This window comes from Idiomarina sp. ST20R2A10 (assembly GCF_051842345.1).
Taxonomy (GTDB): Bacteria; Pseudomonadota; Gammaproteobacteria; order Enterobacterales; family Alteromonadaceae; genus Idiomarina; species Idiomarina loihiensis.
Map to the genome: position 1 here is coordinate 51530 of NZ_JBNIEY010000011.1, position 16873 is coordinate 68402.

At 47.2% G+C, this 16873-nt stretch carries 14 protein-coding genes; 7 read left to right on the forward strand and 7 right to left on the reverse strand.

Annotation, left to right across the window (positions count from 1 at the left end):
- Positions 1-115: 115 nt before the first annotated feature.
- Positions 116-3196: an amidohydrolase family protein gene (locus tag ACP7H9_RS12755; RefSeq protein ID WP_439222867.1), complete on the forward strand. Its 3081-nt coding sequence runs from the start codon at positions 116-118 to the stop codon at positions 3194-3196.
- Positions 3196-4497: an amidohydrolase family protein gene (locus tag ACP7H9_RS12760; protein ID WP_439222868.1), complete on the forward strand. Its 1302-nt coding sequence runs from the start codon at positions 3196-3198 to the stop codon at positions 4495-4497. The genes ACP7H9_RS12755 and ACP7H9_RS12760 overlap by 1 nt, the downstream gene beginning before the upstream one ends.
- A 97-nt stretch (positions 4498-4594) precedes the next feature.
- Here ACP7H9_RS12760 and ACP7H9_RS12765 read toward each other — a convergent pair whose 3' ends face one another.
- A complete protein-coding gene (locus ACP7H9_RS12765; protein WP_011234951.1) occupies positions 4595-5389 on the reverse strand; it encodes a response regulator in 795 nt (264 codons plus the stop codon).
- A 101-nt stretch (positions 5390-5490) separates the two neighbouring features.
- Here ACP7H9_RS12765 and ACP7H9_RS12770 point away from each other — a divergent pair, with 101 nt between their 5' ends.
- On the forward strand, positions 5491-5796 hold the full coding sequence (locus tag ACP7H9_RS12770) for an STAS domain-containing protein (protein WP_011234950.1): 306 nt from the start codon (positions 5491-5493) through the stop codon (positions 5794-5796).
- Positions 5796-7466 (forward strand): SpoIIE family protein phosphatase, encoded by a 1671-nt coding sequence (locus ACP7H9_RS12775; RefSeq protein ID WP_110013834.1) that lies wholly within the window; start codon positions 5796-5798, stop codon positions 7464-7466. Before ACP7H9_RS12770 ends, ACP7H9_RS12775 begins: the two co-directional genes overlap by 1 nt.
- On the opposite strand, the gene yciH is transcribed toward ACP7H9_RS12775, so the two are convergent.
- From yciH to ACP7H9_RS12790, 3 genes are all read right to left on the reverse strand, one after another.
- Positions 7447-7782, reverse strand: coding sequence for a stress response translation initiation inhibitor YciH (yciH, locus tag ACP7H9_RS12780; protein WP_011234948.1), 336 nt, complete (start codon positions 7780-7782; stop codon positions 7447-7449). The two genes, ACP7H9_RS12775 and yciH, sit on opposite strands and share 20 nt — an antisense overlap.
- A gap of 5 nt (positions 7783-7787) precedes the next feature.
- Positions 7788-8501 (reverse strand): hypothetical protein, encoded by a 714-nt coding sequence (locus ACP7H9_RS12785; RefSeq protein WP_227016289.1) that lies wholly within the window; start codon positions 8499-8501, stop codon positions 7788-7790.
- A gap of 73 nt (positions 8502-8574) precedes the next feature.
- On the reverse strand, positions 8575-9258 hold the full coding sequence (locus ACP7H9_RS12790) for a sensor histidine kinase (protein WP_110013832.1): 684 nt from the start codon (positions 9256-9258) through the stop codon (positions 8575-8577).
- Positions 9259-9395: 137 nt separating this feature from the next.
- On the opposite strand from ACP7H9_RS12790, the gene cysB reads away from it, so the two are divergent.
- Positions 9396-10370, forward strand: coding sequence for an HTH-type transcriptional regulator CysB (gene cysB / locus ACP7H9_RS12795; protein WP_110013831.1), 975 nt, complete (start codon positions 9396-9398; stop codon positions 10368-10370).
- Positions 10371-10393: 23 nt separating this feature from the next.
- Here the strand turns inward: cysB and ACP7H9_RS12800 are convergent, their stop codons facing one another.
- The 3 genes from ACP7H9_RS12800 to pabB form a co-directional block, all read right to left on the reverse strand.
- On the reverse strand, positions 10394-11767 hold the full coding sequence (locus ACP7H9_RS12800; protein ID WP_110013830.1) for an L-serine ammonia-lyase: 1374 nt from the start codon (positions 11765-11767) through the stop codon (positions 10394-10396).
- Between the two features lie 96 nt (positions 11768-11863).
- Positions 11864-12478, reverse strand: a complete 615-nt coding sequence (locus ACP7H9_RS12805; protein WP_153850005.1) for a CoA pyrophosphatase — start codon at positions 12476-12478, stop codon at positions 11864-11866.
- Entirely contained in the window at positions 12475-13857 is a 1383-nt protein-coding gene (gene pabB / locus ACP7H9_RS12810) for an aminodeoxychorismate synthase component I (protein WP_439222869.1), read from the reverse strand. Before pabB ends, ACP7H9_RS12805 begins: the two co-directional genes overlap by 4 nt.
- 137 nt (positions 13858-13994) lie before the next feature.
- Here pabB and ACP7H9_RS12815 point away from each other — a divergent pair, with 137 nt between their 5' ends.
- Positions 13995-15518, forward strand: a complete 1524-nt coding sequence (locus ACP7H9_RS12815; RefSeq protein WP_153850007.1) for a fumarate hydratase — start codon at positions 13995-13997, stop codon at positions 15516-15518.
- The gene (gene rmuC, locus ACP7H9_RS12820) at positions 15518-16861 is read left to right on the forward strand and encodes a DNA recombination protein RmuC (protein WP_034821713.1); all 1344 of its coding nucleotides are present in this window, start codon (positions 15518-15520) and stop codon (positions 16859-16861) included. Before ACP7H9_RS12815 ends, rmuC begins: the two co-directional genes overlap by 1 nt.
- The last annotated feature ends 12 nt before the right edge of the window (positions 16862-16873 follow it).

Below are 16873 nucleotides of genomic sequence, written 5' to 3' on the forward strand. Positions count from 1 at the left end.
TGATCGTTAATAATACACGATCTGTCGGTTAATGCTTGTCACCTCTATGTATAACAAAGTAACTTATCTAATGAGATAACTAAATGACAAGAATAAGTCAAAATGGGGACAATTCATGAAAAAAGTGCATCAGTTCAGTGCTTTGACGTTAGCGGTAACGTCAGTACTGACCGCTTCGGTTGCGGCTGATCAGACTTCCCGGACAAACGGGATGCGGGATAACACACCAAGTCTGACAGCAATTCAGAATGCAACAATTATTACTGAGCCGGGAAAATCTATTACTAACGCCACTTTGGTTATTGAAAATGGCGCCGTTCAGTCAATTGAGCGTAATAATCGGGCTCCTGCCGGAGCGCGGGTGATTGACGGGACCGGATACACGATTTACCCGGGATTCATTGACCCCTACAGCAGCTATGGAATTAACGTTAGCAATCAGCAGGAACGTTCAGATACGCCAGTTTATAACAATGAACGTGAGGGTGGTAACGCGGCAAATGACGCGATTCACTCGCAAAAACACTGGTTCAGTGAGTTTAAGACCAGCTCTGAAGATGCAAATAAATGGGTGTCACAAGGTTTCACCAGTGTGCAGTCAGCTAATTTAGACGGTATTTTTCAGGGACAGGCGGTAACAGTTTCGCTGGCGGACAAAATACCTAACGACGTTATTTATCAAAGTGAAGGAAAGCAGTTCGGCTCGTTTGATAAAGGTTCTTCACAGCAGCAGTATCCGTCATCTTTAATGGGCAGCATTGCGCTGGTCAGACAAACCTTATCTGATGCTAACTGGTACGAAAACTCTTATGGAAAGCAGTCGCATAATCAATCGGTCGAGTTTAATGCGGCACTTGATTCACTGACGGATATTGAGAATACCGGGATTGTTTTTAAGGTGAGCGATGAGAAATCATTGTTACGCGCCGATGATCTTTTCGACCAGTTTAAGGTGCCGTCGGTTTACGTTGCCTCAGGCTATGAATACGCGCGCTTAGATGCAGTAAAAAATGCCGGAAGTGACTTAATTCTTCCGCTTAATTTTCCGGCTGCACCAGATGTTGGCGATGTTGATGGGCACCTCGATGTCGATTTAGCAAAATTGCGTCATTGGGAGCGCGCTCCGTCTAACCCGGCAATGTTGGCCGAAGCCGGAGTCAATTTCGCTCTGACTTTGCACGACTTAGAAAAGGCGGACAGCTTCTGGCCTAACCTGCGTAAAGCCGTGAAGCATGGCTTGAGCGAAGAAAAGGCTCTTGCCGCGTTAACGACTATTCCGGCGAAAATTGCCGGGGTAGACGACAAAGCAGGGAAGCTGGCTCAGGGTTACAAGGCTGACTTTGTTATGGTCAAAGGCGATTTGTTTGCAGATGGCACCATTCAGTCAGTTTGGTTGCAGGGCGAAGAAAACGAGCTGGTATCCCGGGATAAAGTCGATTTTGTCGGCAATTACAGCATGAAACTGAATAACCAGGATATCGAAATTGCGGTTAAGGCTGGTGCTGCGCTAAGCGGTGAAGTTAAGGCAAATGAAAAGACCAGCGCTTTACGTCACGTGCAGTCGGGTAATGAGTCTTTGTCTTTTGTTGCCGACCTCGAGGCAGAGCCCGCAGGAAGCTGGCGCTTTAAGCTGGAACCGGAAGCTCAGGGAACATTTTCAGTAACAGCGGTTTCCCCAGAAGGTGAAGAAGTCAGGCTACAGGCTCAAATGGATTCAGCTGAAAACGAGACTGAAACAAATGCTGAAGCAGAACCAGTGGAATATGTTAGCGAGCTGACGTTCCCGAATGTGGCTTACGGGCTGGACGGTTTGCCGGAGCGTCAGGATGTTCTTATCCGCAACGTAACGGTCTGGACTGCAACTGACGACGGTATTCTTGAAGAAACGGATGTGCTGGTTCGAGATGGTGAGTTTGCAGCCATCGGCAAAGACTTGTCAGCACCTTCCGGCGTGACTGAAATTGATGGCGCCGGAATGCATTTAACTCCGGGTATCATCGATGAGCATTCACATATAGCTATTGAAGGTGGTGTTAACGAAGGTTCTGAAGCGGTGACATCTGAAGTTCGGATTGGTGATGTGGTTAATCCGGATGATATTCACATTTATCGTTCGCTGGCGGGCGGGACTACCATGGCACAGTTGCTTCATGGTTCAGCTAACCCCATCGGCGGTCAGGCGCAGGTAATTAAGTTACGCTGGGGCGCCGACGCTAATGTCATGAAGTTCGATGCAGCCCCTGAATCTATCAAGTTTGCATTGGGTGAAAACGTTAAGCAGAGTAACTGGGGTGACAACATGACGGTTCGATACCCTCAAACTCGCCTGGGTGTTGAAACCATTATGCGCGACGCTTTCCAGGCTGCTCTTGAGTATCAGCAGCGGAAACAGGCTTACGAACGTATGAGCCGTTCAGAACGCAATAAAGTTGCAGCTCCGCGGCCGGATTATCGTCTGGAGACGTTGCTGGAAATTCTAAACAGTGAACGCTTTGTACATGCTCACTCTTACGTAGCGTCAGAAATTTTGATGTTAATGGAAGTCGCAGAAGACTTTGGGTTTACCCTGGATACCTTTACTCACATTCTGGAAGGCTACAAGGTCGCTGATGAAATGGCTGAGCACGGTGCCAGTGGCTCAACCTTTGCGGACTGGTGGGCATATAAGTTTGAGGTTTATGATGCCATTCCGCATAACGCGTGCTTGATGAAAGAACGCGGAGTCTTAACCAGCATTAACTCTGACAGTAATGACTTACAACGTCGTTTAAATACTGAAGCGGCTAAATCGGTTCTGTACTGTGATATGGATCCACACGAAGCACTGAAAATGGTGACCATTAACCCGGCTAAGCAGTTGAAAGTGGACCGTTATGTAGGGTCTGTTGAAAAAGGTAAACACGCCGATTTCGTACTTTGGAGCCATTATCCGTTAAGTGCTTATGCGCGAGCAGAGCAAACCTGGATTAACGGCCGTAAGTTCTTCGACCGCGAACTGGATAAACAACGACAGCAGGCGGTTAAACAAGAAAAGAACGCACTTATCCAAAAAGTTTTAGCGGCAGGTGATGATGCAAAAATAGGGGCTAAAGACGGTTATAAATCGGATCAACCTACCTGGCACTGTGATACTGAACACGACTTTTGGTTAGATCACTTTACCGGCAAAGGGCATCAGCACGGAGGACAACACTAATGAATAAATTACTTACAACCGTTAGTGCCGCATTAGTCAGTGCGCTGACGCTTAATAGTGCTGCGGCACATGACGAAGTTCCGGGCGAAGAACAAAGCAACCCTATTGTACTTCAGGGTGGAACCTTGCATACCGTTTCTGACGGAGTGCTTACCAACTCAGACTTGGTGTTTGAAAACGGTAAAATCACCGCTATTGGGCAGGATGTCAGTATCCCGGACGGCGCTGAAGTTATCGATATTTCCGGTCAGCACGTGTATCCGGGAGTTATTGCCATGGATACCACTATTGGCCTGAATGAAATTGAAGCAGTACGGGCAACCCGCGACGCGCGTGAAGTGGGTGATGTGCACCCGGAAGTTGCCGGTCACATTGCCTTTAATGCTGATTCGGAAATTATCCCGACGGTACGTTATCATGGCATTACACACGCTCAGGTAGCTCCTGAGGGCTCGCTGGTAGCCGGTCAGTCATCTTTAATGAACTTAGATGGGTGGAACTATCAGGACGCTCTGGTCGCCGGAGAAATAGGTGTGCACGTTTCCTGGCCGCGCACATATGTAGTAAATACCTGGTGGGAAAGACGTTCACCTGAAGAACAGCGTAAAGCGAACGAGGAATCCCGTCAGCAACTAATGAAAGTCTTCGCTGATGCAAAGGCTTACTACGATGCGAAGCAGGCCGATCGTAAAATTGATCTGGACCAGCGCTGGGAAGCTATGACGGGCTTGTTTGACGGCAGTAAGAAGCTGTACGTACACGCAGACGACAAACGTCAGCTGGAGCAGGCCATTGATACTGCTCAGGAGTATGGCTTTGAACTGGTGCTTATGGGAGCCAGAGATGCCTGGCGTATTGCCGATAAGCTAGCCGAGCTTAATGTTCCTGTTGTTTTTGGCTCGCCTTACGGTCTGCCTGCCCGCAACGACGAAGGTTATGATCAGGCCTTTGCCACGCCGGCTCGTCTGGCCGAAGCCGGAGTTAACTTTGCTATTTCTTATCCGGGTTACTGGGACGTACGTAACTTACCTTTTGCTGCCGGAAATGCGGTTGCTTTTGGCCTGGATCAACAGCAGGCTCTTGCAGCTATTACATTGAAGCCGGCTGAGATTATGGGAGTTGCCGATAAGCTGGGTTCACTGGAAGTGGGTAAAAGTGCCTCACTGAGTGTCTCTGAAGGTGACTTACTTGATCCAATAGGACAAAAGTTAACGCATCTTTATATTGATGGACGCAAAGTAAGCTTAAGCAGCCGACATACTGAGCTTTACGAGAAGTATCGTCAGAAACCATCTGAATAGCCGCTCTTTGGCTAAGTCTAAAACGAAAAAGCCCCTGTCAGTTCAACTGGCAGGGGCTTTTCATTTTAACGGACAATATTAATTCTTAAATTCAGGCTCAACTGTTTAATAAACGGGCGATGAGTTTTCTTAGCGTTGCCGGTTCAAAGGGTTTGTCGGTTAAGGCATCGACACCGCTTTGTTTTACGTTAGCAAGTTGTGGCTCATTGGCGCGTGCAGTCACCATCAGTACCGGAGTGTGAGCATGTGCTGAGCTATTGCGAATGTATTGGGTGAGTTCACTGCCGTTTACCTCCGGCATATGAAAGTCGGTGACGATCAAGTCAAATTGATGTTCCACTAAGATATCAATTGCCTGCTGACCATTTTCTGCTTCAACAAAGCTCTCCACACCCAGATTTTCAAATACACGTCTTAAGACATGGCGCGAGGTCATGCTGTCATCAACAATTAATACCCGCAAATCCTCGACATCATAAAGCTCAAGATGAAGTGGCTCGGGTTCCATCATGTCCATGGTAGCGGTAATAGCCCGCTGGAGCTGATCCGGCGTAAAAGGTTTTGGTAAAATGGCAATAATACCCGCTTGTTTGAATTGCTCCAGCTGATCGGCACGATGTTCGGATGACACCAACATAAAATGTAAAGTATCTTTTAAGTCGTTACTATTAATGAATTCAATGAGTTCATGTGAAGTGCCGTCAGAAAAATACATAGCGCTGGTGACAATATCGGGTTGCCAGCGAAGTATTTCTTCTTTTGCTTCAGCAATGGTTGAAGCGCCACGGGTATGTTGAATGCCCGCCTGGTTCAGGTGCTGAGTAATTACTTTTCTTTGCACATCGGAAGGTTCGATAAGCAAAATACGGAGTTCGTCAAAGGCTATTGCCATAATCACATAATTAGGATTTATTGTGACCGAAAGAGTAGGGTATTCAGCAGATAAACTCAATCAGAAAATCTGTGTTATGCTCATTAAAAAAAGAGGTGAGTATGAACGTTAGTCGCGACTTTTCAAATGATGGTAAGCAGTTAGTTATTGCTATTAAAGGGAAATTTGATTTTAGCCTGGTACAGGAATTCCGTCAGGCCTACAGTCATATTGGTGATTCACAACCAACCGTAATTATCGACCTGAGGGAAACCGATTATCTGGACAGCTCGGCGCTCGGTATGCTGCTCAACATGCGTAAGTCTTTAGGCAGCAGCGTTAAAGGTATTCAACTGATTAATGCTAAACCGGACGTGCGTCGTATTCTCGATATATCCCGCTTTGATAAGATGTTTGTTATTGCCTGATGAAGGTACTGATTGTCGATGATCAGCCTGCTAACCAGGTGATGCTGAGTGGTCTGATTAAACGCTTTGGCCATCAGGTCACCTGCGCTGATAACGGCATTGAGGCTATAGACATTTTCGCCAGTCTGGCGCCGGACGTGGTGCTACTGGACGTTATGATGCCGGTTATGGATGGGCTTAAGACTGCTCCCCGGTTAAAAGCCCTAAGCGGCGATGTCCATTTGCCGATTTTATTTATTACGGCACTGGATGATCAGGAAACCTTGTTGAAATGCCTTGAGGCCGGAGGGGATGATTTTATTAGCGTGCCTTTTGAGCCGGTTGTCCTGCAGGCAAAACTAAATGCTCATGCGCGGGTTCGCGAGTTGAGTTATTCCCTCAAAGGTAAAAATGAAACTCTGGCTTATCATTCTAACCGAATGGAGCGAGAGCAGAATGTGGTCAGGCACATGCTGGCTAACGCGCTGCAGGAAAACGAAACAGAATATCCGTTCTTAAAAACCTATCTTGCACCGGCCAGCGAGTTTAACGGTGACTTAGTTCTCTCTAAAGCCGGACCTCTGGGAAATTTTTATCTGTTTGTCGGTGACTTCACCGGACACGGGTTAGCTCCTGCTACCGGTGCTCTTCCCGTTGCTCAAACCTTTTTTGATTCAGCTGAAAAAGGGCTCTCAATAGCTAACATGGTTGAAGAGTTTAACCGCAAACTGGTTAAGCTGTTACCCGATGACATGTTTTGTGCTGCTTTTGTTGCTGAGTTGTCAGCCAATGGCGATCGTTTAACTTATTGGAATGGTGGCATTCCTGATGCTCTGCTGATAAATGAAGCCGGAGAAGTCGAGAAGCGACTGGTGCCTGAGCATATGGCATTGGGCATTTTGTCTCCGGAAGAGTTCAGTAGTCAGGTTAGTCATTGTTTTGTTGAGAAAAACATCCGCCTGATAACCTATACCGACGGTGTGGTGGAGATGACCAACAAGGCTGATGAACGATTATCTGAACGGGGATTCGAGGCTCTGTTGTTACGCTATGCCCGCGAGCGAGACTTTGAGGGGTTAGTCGGATCATTCCAGACTTTTCAGCAAGGGCAAGAACAGTTTGATGATATTTCATTGGTGTGTCTGGATTGTGAAGCCACCAATTTACCCGTTAGCCAGCCTGATACTAATGTAACTCATCTGCCCTTTCGGTTAGTGGTTTATTTAAAAGAAAATGAGATTAAAGGGCGCGATCCAATTATCAAGCTGGTGGATTCTTTAAGCCATCTTGAAGGTATCCGCGCGCACAAAACAACCTTGTATTTATTGTTAGCAGAAGCTTTTAACAATACCCTGGAACACAGCGTTTTGCAGCTGGACTCGGGAATTAAAGAGACCGGGCAGGGGTTCGATGAATACTACCGGACACGGGAAGCGCGGTTGGCTGTTTTAGAAGGGGTAGAAATAGAAATTGATATTGAATACAAACCGGATAACAAATTGCTTTCGTTTAGTATTTCATCCAATAGCGGAAATGGTTTTTCGGAATATCAGCAAGTATCCGACGATGACGAACAACAGGCGTTTGGTCGTGGATTACAGCTGATAAGAAACTTTTCAAGCCATGTTGAGTGGCGTGATGACGGACGACGTCTATATATTGAATACGACCTTAGCCGCCCGCACGCTTAACTTTATAGCCTTCCTTTTTTAACCAGCTTTCAATGCTGTCGCGCTGGTCGCCTTGTAGTTCTATTTCGTACTCTTTAACCGCGCCACCAACGCCACAGAACTGCTTGAGTTTTTTTGCAATCGACTTTAACTCTGTTTGCGGTTTATCCAGCCCAGTGACAATGGTTACTCCTTTGCCCTTTCGACCTTTGGTTTCGCGGCGAAGGCGGACAATACCATCACCTTCAGGAACTTCCTCCGGTTCAGGTTCCGGATCAATACGTCCCGAGTCTGTTGAATATACCATTTGGCTTAGCTGGTCTTTCCAGTCCGGCATTCTCTCTACCATTTTCTCTTAGGTTGAAACAGTTCTTCTAAATCGTCTTCTTTTTTATGTTTTTCTTTGTCTCGCGTATGAGCATCTTTCAACTCTTGTGCAATTTGTTCCAGCGCTTTTTTAATCGATTGCTGGCGCGACGTAGCGTAGTCGTCGCTAAAGCTCTGGTCTTCTATGGTGCGTAATGCTTTTTCATAATACTGTCTGGCGGAACCTAACATCTGACTTTCGTAAGCATGACGGCCCCGGCGTATTAAGGTTTCAATACTAATTTTCAGTTGCAACTTGGTTAAACGCTGATCTTCGACACTAAAAACATTGCTGTCGACCCGACCGCGGGAATGCTCATTGCGTAAAGTAGAACGTAAACGCTTCAGCCCATTGATCATTGCTATGATTTGCTTGTTGTTTTCCGGGATCTCAAAGTCTTCACTGATTAACGAGGTGTCGTTACGGTCAACACTTTGTATGCGCTCTTCGTAATCCTGTATTCGCGCCTTATAGTCTTTTGACGGCGATGCTGCGTTCATACCTTTAAGTATTTCTAACGCACGGCTATTAAGAACCACCAGCATGGATTTACCAATAGGGAAGAAGCTCGACATATGAATGAGATCTTCGATCTGTTCAAGCGAACTGCGAAAGCGCGCCAACTTCTTACGCCGCTCTAGTTCTAAACGCTGTCTGTTCTGTTGTACCGCACCAACTATAATTGCCATTATTATTAGTAATATAATCAATGCGATGACAATGGTGTAAATCATATTACGCTCGTTAAGTTATAATTATTTTTCAGGGTAATGTTAAAGAGAAAACACCACCACCTAAGTGTCCATTATTTTTCAGCTCGATAAAACCTTTTTTATTATTTCGCTCATGGGCACTTGCTATCATCTGAGCAAAGTATAGACCTAATCCCGTCCGGGATTGCTGAATATTCAATTGTTGTATCGGCATAGCGGCGTTTTCCAGCATACTAGCAGGAAAACCATCGCCATTGTCGTGAACCATAATACGACATCCACCATCTTCGGTTATCTCTACTTTTATAAAGAGCTTATCGGCTGTGTAGCGCATTGCATTAATGATGATGTCATTAAGCAGATTAAAGATCAGGTCCCTGTCGAACCAGCCTGTTGCTGTTTCATCAATGTCGGTGCTGACAGTAATGTTCCGCTGCTCAAGGTAAAGCTCGTTATTTAGCAACAGCTCTTCGACAAGTTCGTCGACGTGGTGCTGGTCGCTATTGAGTGGTAAAGCGTTATTGTCGTTGCGATAAAGCGTGAGCATTTGCATCAAACTTGAATTGATACGCTGAGCCTCATAATGGACTTTCGCCATTTTTTCTGTTGCACTGCTGTCAGCGACCTGTTCTGATACTTCTTCTATCATCTGAATGAGTAAGCACAGTGAATTTTTCATGTCGTGCACAGAAGAAGCCAGGACGGTTGAAAAATCAAATGCGGGTTGGGTCATAGATGACAGTTCCTGTGGTCCAAAGAGAAGCCTCGACAAAATACTGTTGCGATAGCTTTTATATTTGTCATAGTTATCAAGATTATTATAGTATTTTCTTATATCACATTTAGCAAACTAGAGTGGCACGTTCCTCAATGAAATTACAGCAGTTACGTTACATTGTTGAAGTAACAAATCATAACCTGAATGTTTCTGCTACGGCTGAAAGCTTATTCACCTCGCAGCCGGGCATTAGTAAACAAGTCAGAATGCTGGAAGACGAGCTGGGCGTGCAGATATTTGGACGAACAGGCAAACACCTGACTCACATAACGCCCGCGGGTAAAGACATCATAGCAGTTGCTCAGCAGGTTCTGGATAACGTCCAGTCGATTAAGACGGTTGCTGCTGAGTACACCTTGCCAAACCAAGGCAAACTTAATATTGCGACGACCCATACTCAGGCTCGTTATGCCTTGCCGTCCGTTATTCAGCGATTTATTCAGCAATATCCCAAAGTGTCACTGCATATGCATCAGGGGTCTCCAGAGCAAATTAGTGAGGCGGCGGCGAAAGGGCGGGCAGATTTTGCCATTGCGACCGAGGCGCTGCATTTATATCACGACCTTATTATGTTGCCCTGCTATCACTGGAACCGCTCTATAGTAGTGCCTAAATCGCATCCGCTGACGCAACTGAGTAAGCTAACTATTGATGATATTGCTCAGTTTCCTTTGGTCACTTATGTGCATGGTTTTACCGGTCGTTCCGAGTTGGATAAAGCCTTTGCTGATGCCGGGCATGAGCCTAAAATTGTTTTTACAGCAACCGATGCCGACGTGATAAAAACCTACGTCAGAATGGGATTGGGTATTGGGGTTCTGGCGAGTATGGCTTACGACCCGAAAGAAGATACCGATTTAGTGGCGATACCTGCGGAGCACATGTTTGCCCACAGTACGACTAAGATAGGTTTCCGGCGCGGAACATTTTTACGTACTTATATGTACGATTTTATTGAGAATTTCGCCCCGCACTTAACTCGCGATAGGGTGCAAAAAGCTACTCAGCTAAAAAGTCAGGATGAGATTGATAAACTCTTTGATAGTTGCTCACTGCCGATGCGCTAAGCACCGGCAGCAGCATCAACTGGTTAACATTCAATAATATTGACTGCCAAACCGCCGCGAGCGGTTTCTTTGTATTTGGTTTTCATATCGTTGCCGGTGTCCCACATGGTTTTAATCACTTTATCCAGAGACACTTTATGATCGCCTTCGCCTCGCATGGCTAAGCGGGCGGCATTAATGGCTTTAACCGAGCCCATGGCGTTTCGTTCAATACAGGGTACTTGTACTAAACCTCCCACCGGGTCGCAGGTTAGACCCAGGTTATGCTCCATACCTATTTCTGCCGCATTCTCGACTCTTGACGGGTCACCGCCCATAAATTCGGCCAGGGCACCAGCGGCCATTGAACAGGCAACACCCACTTCACCCTGACAACCGACTTCAGCACCTGAAATTGAAGCATTTTTCTTATAAAGAATACCGATAGCAGCTGAAGTCAGTAAGAAGCGCACGACTGCATCTTCGTCCAGCGTTTCGATGAATCTGTCAGCGTAGCTCATTACCGCAGGAATAATGCCAGCGGCTCCGTTAGTCGGGGCTGTTACAATGCGCCCGCCTGCGGCATTTTCTTCGTTAACGGCTAAAGCGTATAAATCGACCCAGTCCATGACCTGCATGGCATCGCTGGATTTTTCTTTCTTCAGTCGCTGATATAAAGACGATGCGCGGCGACGCACTTTAAGTCCACCCGGCAGAATGCCTTCGGTAGTAATACCGTTTTTGATGCTTTCCTGCATGGTGCGCCAAATCTTCATTAATCCGGCCCGAATATCCTCTTCACTGCGGAAGACTTTTTCGTTAGCCATCATTAATGAACTCATGCGCATACCGTGCTCTTTGCAATGCGCCAGAAGATCCGCTGCACTGTCAAACGGATATGGAATAGGTTTAGATGACTGTTCTATCGCTTCTTCCAGAGTCTCGTCAAAATCTTCATCGCGCACAATGAAGCCACCGCCGATGGAGTAATATAGGTCGCTATAGATGATCTCACCGTCTTTTAGCAGCTTGAGTTCCATGGCGTTGGCGTGTTTGGGCATGGTTTTTCGGCGGTGAAAAGTAATGGCGCCTTCGCTGGGAAAGGAGACTTCTTTCTCACCAAGCAAGTTCAGCTTTTCAGTCTTACGAGTTTGCTCCAGAAAATCTTCCACGCTGTCAGTGTCTACTGTTTCGGGAGTCTCTCCGACCAATCCAAGAATAACGGCTTTGCCGGTACCATGACCTTTACCCGTTTGGCCAAGTGATCCGAACAGTTCGACTTTTATGCCATCGGCGTTATTTAGATGCCCTGATTTTTTTGCGGCATGCAAAAATTCATAGGCTGCTTTCATCGGCCCCACAGTGTGAGAACTGGAAGGACCAATACCAATTTTGTAGATATCAAAAACGCTGATCATATTTATCCTTACCTGTCGCGCATGCGTATTCTGTTTATTATAGTATTGTCGCACGATTCATGTGGGGGGAATCAAGTTTTAAGCAAAAATAAGTGGTCAGTTCAGTGGTCTGAAGTGATTTTTGCCGTCGGGCTGCAGTTGCTCTGATAACTCACGTAAAATACCGGCGGTTGCGCCCCAAATATTTCGGTGTTGCCAGGGGATGAAATACACCCGGTCGTAGATAAACTTTCGAATACGGTAAACGTAGTGGTTACCATGATCGAGAATATCAGCCAGCGGTACTTCAAAAATTTCAGCGACTTCACTTTCCTCGGCAACCAGCGGCTGTTGCGGTGAGACAAAAGCCACGTAAGGTCGGATCATAAAATAAGATAGCACAGGGTAGTCGTGTAAACGTCCTATGACTTCGACTTGACTGCGGGGTAAGCCGATTTCTTCTTCGGTTTCCCGCAATGCTGTATCCAGTAAGTCGCTATCAGTTTCGTCAAAGCGACCTCCGGGGAAACTGATTTGACCCGCATGCTTGCGCAATTTGCTGGAGCGCCGGGTAAGTATTAACGACAACCCATGCGTACGCTCAACAATTGGGATTAACACCGCCGCGGGGCGCAAACGTTTGCGCAAAGGCTCATCAATTCTGCGCTCAACCGGCGGTGAAGGATAAAGGCTAAATCGACGAATAAAGTCTGCGCGAGTATTAATGGTCATGAAGTTAACACCGGCAGTATGCGTGACACTTTGTCTTTGGTTTCCTGATATTCATCCGCTGCTGTTGAGTCAGCGACCAGACCACCACCGGCCCAGCAATATAAGTGATCATTTTCGGCGAGCAGTGTACGAATGGTGATGCTGGTGTCGCTACGACCGTGCTGAGAAAAGTAGCCCATACTGCCACAGTAGATACTACGGCGATGGGGCTCCAGCTCTTCAATAATTTGCATGGCCCGAATTTTCGGTGCGCCAGTAATAGAACCGCCCGGGAAAGCGCCGTTAAACAAACTTAATGCGGTACGGTCGGGTTGCAGTTTGCCAATAACTGTCGATACCAGGTGGTGAACCGCCGGAAAACTCTCTATGGCAAACAGGCTTGGCGTTTTGATGCTGCCCGGCTCACAGTTTTTACTGAGGTCATTACGCAGCAAATCCACAATCATCAGGTTTTCTGCGCGGTCCTTTTCTGAGGTTAACAGAGCCTGCTGACTAGCCTGATCTTTAAGCGAATTTTCAAACCGCGGACGCGTGCCTTTAATGGGTTTTGTTTCTACCAGTCCCTTGGCGTCGGTTAGCAGAAAGCGTTCCGGCGACAGGCTCAGAATAGCGCTGCCGGGAAGGCGCATAAAGGCAGAAAACGGTGCTGAATTCGCTTGTCGTAATTTAAGGTAAGCGGACCATTCACTGCCTTGATAACGGGCTGAATACCTTTGCGCTAAATTAATTTGGTAGGCATCTCCGGCCAGCAGGTAGTTTTGCACGGCCTTAAATTTCTCGGTGTACTGCTGCTCGCTCATATTGCTTTGCCAGTCGCTTAGCAATTGAAAAGCGTCGGGCTTTTTTGTTGCTACTGGCTGTTCCCAGAATTCTCGAAGCTCTTCTGACCCTTCTATTGGTGCAACTAACCAGATCGCGTTGCTCTGCCTATCGATAATCAACGCCTGGCTGTAGTAGGCCAGCACGGCATCGGGAGACTGATAGATGTCTGCATTAAACTCAGGTATGACTTCCAGCGAACGGCCATGGTCATAGCCGACAGCCCCGGCAAACCCGCCCTGAAAAGGCAGTTCAGCAGGCCCCGAATAATGACCTGATAACTGATTCAATTGCCCGGCATAACGGCAAAGCTCGGCTGCGTCTTCGGGGGCTGGCGGTAGTTCTAAAGGAGCGTCTGTTGATACATTTAACTTGCCTGCTTTGCAGTTTAAAATCAGTTCTGGCTGTCGGAAGATAATATCGTAGGCACAGTTCTGGTGGCTTTGCGCGGCAGAGTCCAGTAATAGAGCGTAGCTTTCATGCTGACAACGCTGAAATAACTCAATAGCTGAGGCTTCGCAATCAAGTTTTATCGCACAGAGATCCGGGAAAACACTCACATCATGCTCGCAATTCAGGCTGGTTATTCATTACCAATATACTATCACAGCAAATATTCGCCGGTCAGTGGCACTGGTCAGTTGTTAGCGAAAACGCTATTATAGCACCACGCAAAAGTTAACCAAGAGGCAGTTCCATGACCACCATTCGTCAGGCCGATTTTATTGACAGTATTGCCGATGCGTTGCAGTACATTTCTTATTATCACCCACTGGACTTTATTAAAGCACTGGACGAGGCATACCAGCGTGAAGAGAGCGAAGCGGCGAAAAACGCCATTGCTCAGGTGCTGACTAACTCGCGTATGTCTGCGCAAGGGCACCGTCCAATTTGCCAGGACACCGGTATTGTCACCTGCTTTGTGAAAGTGGGCATGGGCGTGCAATGGGATAAAACCGACCTGACCGTTCAGCAAATGGTGGATGAAGGTACTCGTCGAGCCTACAACAACCCGGACAACCCCTTACGAGCATCTATTGTGGCTGACCCAGCGGGAGCCCGCAAAAACACCGGCGATAACACGCCAGCTGTTGTGCATATTGATATGGTGGCGGGCAATGAAATTGAAGTGATGATTGCCGCCAAAGGTGGTGGTTCTGAGAATAAATCGAAAATGGCCATGTTAAACCCCAGCGATTCGATTGCCGATTGGGTTGTTGAAACCTTGCCGAAGATGGGCGCTGGCTGGTGTCCGCCGGGTATGCTGGGTATAGGTATTGGTGGTACAGCGGAAAAGTCTGCGGTATTGGCAAAAGAATCCTTAATGGAGTCTGTCGATATCCATGAGCTTATTGAGCGCGGCCCGCAGAATGCCGAAGAAGAGCTGCGTTTAGAAATTTTCAACCGCGTTAACGCATTAGGTATTGGTGCTCAGGGTTTGGGAGGTTTAACAACGGTGCTGGATGTGAAGATTAAGTCACTACCAACCCACGCAGCCTCTAAGCCTGTGACCTTAATTCCGAACTGTGCAGCCACCCGTCACGTTCACTTTACGTTAGACGGCAGCGGAGCAGCAGATTTAACCCCACCGAAACTGGAAGACTGGCCGGATGTCACCTTTGAGCTGGGAGACGATGCCCGCCGTGTGAACCTGGATGAAGTGACTAAAGAGGACATCCAGGACTGGAAAATGGGTGAAACCGTGCTATTGTCCGGTAAGTTGCTGACCGGTCGTGATGCGGCGCACAAACGCATTAAAGGTATGCTGGATAACGGTGAAGAGCTGCCAGTTGATTTCAACAACCGCTTTATTTACTACGTAGGGCCGGTAGATCCTGTGGGTGATGAAGTTGTTGGTCCGGCAGGTCCTACAACATCAACTCGTATGGATAAATTCACTGATCAGATGCTCGAAGAAGCCGGTATTATTGGTATGGTAGGCAAAGCAGAGCGTGGCCCTGAAGCGGTGGAAAGTATTCGTAAGCACAAAGCGGTTTACCTGATGGCCGTCGGCGGTGCCGCGTATCTGGTCGCTAAAGCCATCAAAAAGTCCCGTGTGGTGGCTTTTGAAGACTTGGGTATGGAAGCCATATACGAATTTGAAGTGGAAGACATGCCGGTAACTGTGGCTGTGGATAGCGACGGTCAAAACGCGCATACCCAAGGGCCTGCTATCTGGAAAGCGAAAATTGCTGACCTCAATGAAAAATTAGGAGCTTAATGATGTCGCTGGCACTGTGGCAATGGATGGCAATAATTGGAGTGCCGGTTGTGACTGTCATTACGGCGTTGTTGTTGCTTTGGCAACAGCAGCGCCGTTTGCGTTTACAGGCAGAACAACAAAATGCGGCACTGGAGCAAGACGCGGATATTCTTCGTGAGCGCGTCGATGAACTTCAGCATGAGGTGTATGAAAAAGACAGCCGTCTGCGTGAAACTCTGGCTAGATCTGAGCATGAGCAGAAAACCGCAGAAGAAAAGCTGAACCTACTGAAGGTTAGCGAAGAACGGCTGACCCAGCAGTTTGAAAATTTAGCCAACCGTATTTTTGATGAGAAGTCCAAAGGGCTGCAGCAACATCATCAGCAGTCGTTGCAGGCAACATTAGAGCCGTTCAAACAGCAAATTGATGCGTTTAAAAAGCAAATCACCCAGCAATACACGGATGAAACCAAAGAGCGTTCTGCCTTAAAAAATGAAGTGATGTCGCTTAAGGACTTGAACCGCCAAATGGCGTCTGAAGCTGAAGCCTTAACTCGGGCATTAAAAGGTGACACCAAGCAGCAAGGTAACTGGGGCGAAGTGGTACTGGAGCGTATTCTGGAGCAGTCCGGGTTACGTGAAGGGCACGAGTATCAGACACAGGAGCATCACCGCGATGAAGACGGTAAGTCGTTCAAGCCGGATGTGATTGTGCATTTGCCGAATAAAAAAGACGTGATTATCGATTCGAAAGTCAGTTTGTCGGCCTACGAGCGGTACTTCAACTCTGATGACGATACAGAACGCGAACGGGCGTTAAATGAGCACGTTCAGTCGCTGAAGCAACACATAAAACAGTTGGGTAAAAAGAGCTACCATCAACTGGAAGGGTTGCGTACGCTGGATTATGTATTGATGTTTATTCCGATTGAGCCGGCATTTTTGCTGGCTGTTGATCGTGACCCGGAGCTTATCCGGCTGGCGCTGGACAACCAAATTATGTTGGTAAGCCCTACGAATTTACTGGTTGCCCTGCGTACCGTTCACAATATCTGGCAGTATGAATATCAGAACCAGAATGCTGAGAAAATAGCGACCGATGCGGCACGTTTGTACGACAAGTTTGTGGGCTTTGTCGAAGACTTAGAGAAAATTGGTAACGGCTTACAAACTCTGGATAACCGTTATCAGGAAGCTATGAAGAAGCTGAGTACCGGGCGCGGTAACCTTATTGGTCGGGTCGATAAGTTCCGCCAGATGGGAGTTCAAACCAATAAGCGATTAAACCCGGATTACCTCGACTCCGATGAAACAGGTCAGGAAGGTATTGAATCTGATGATGCTAATAAGAAAAACGACTGAGCCCAGGCTCAG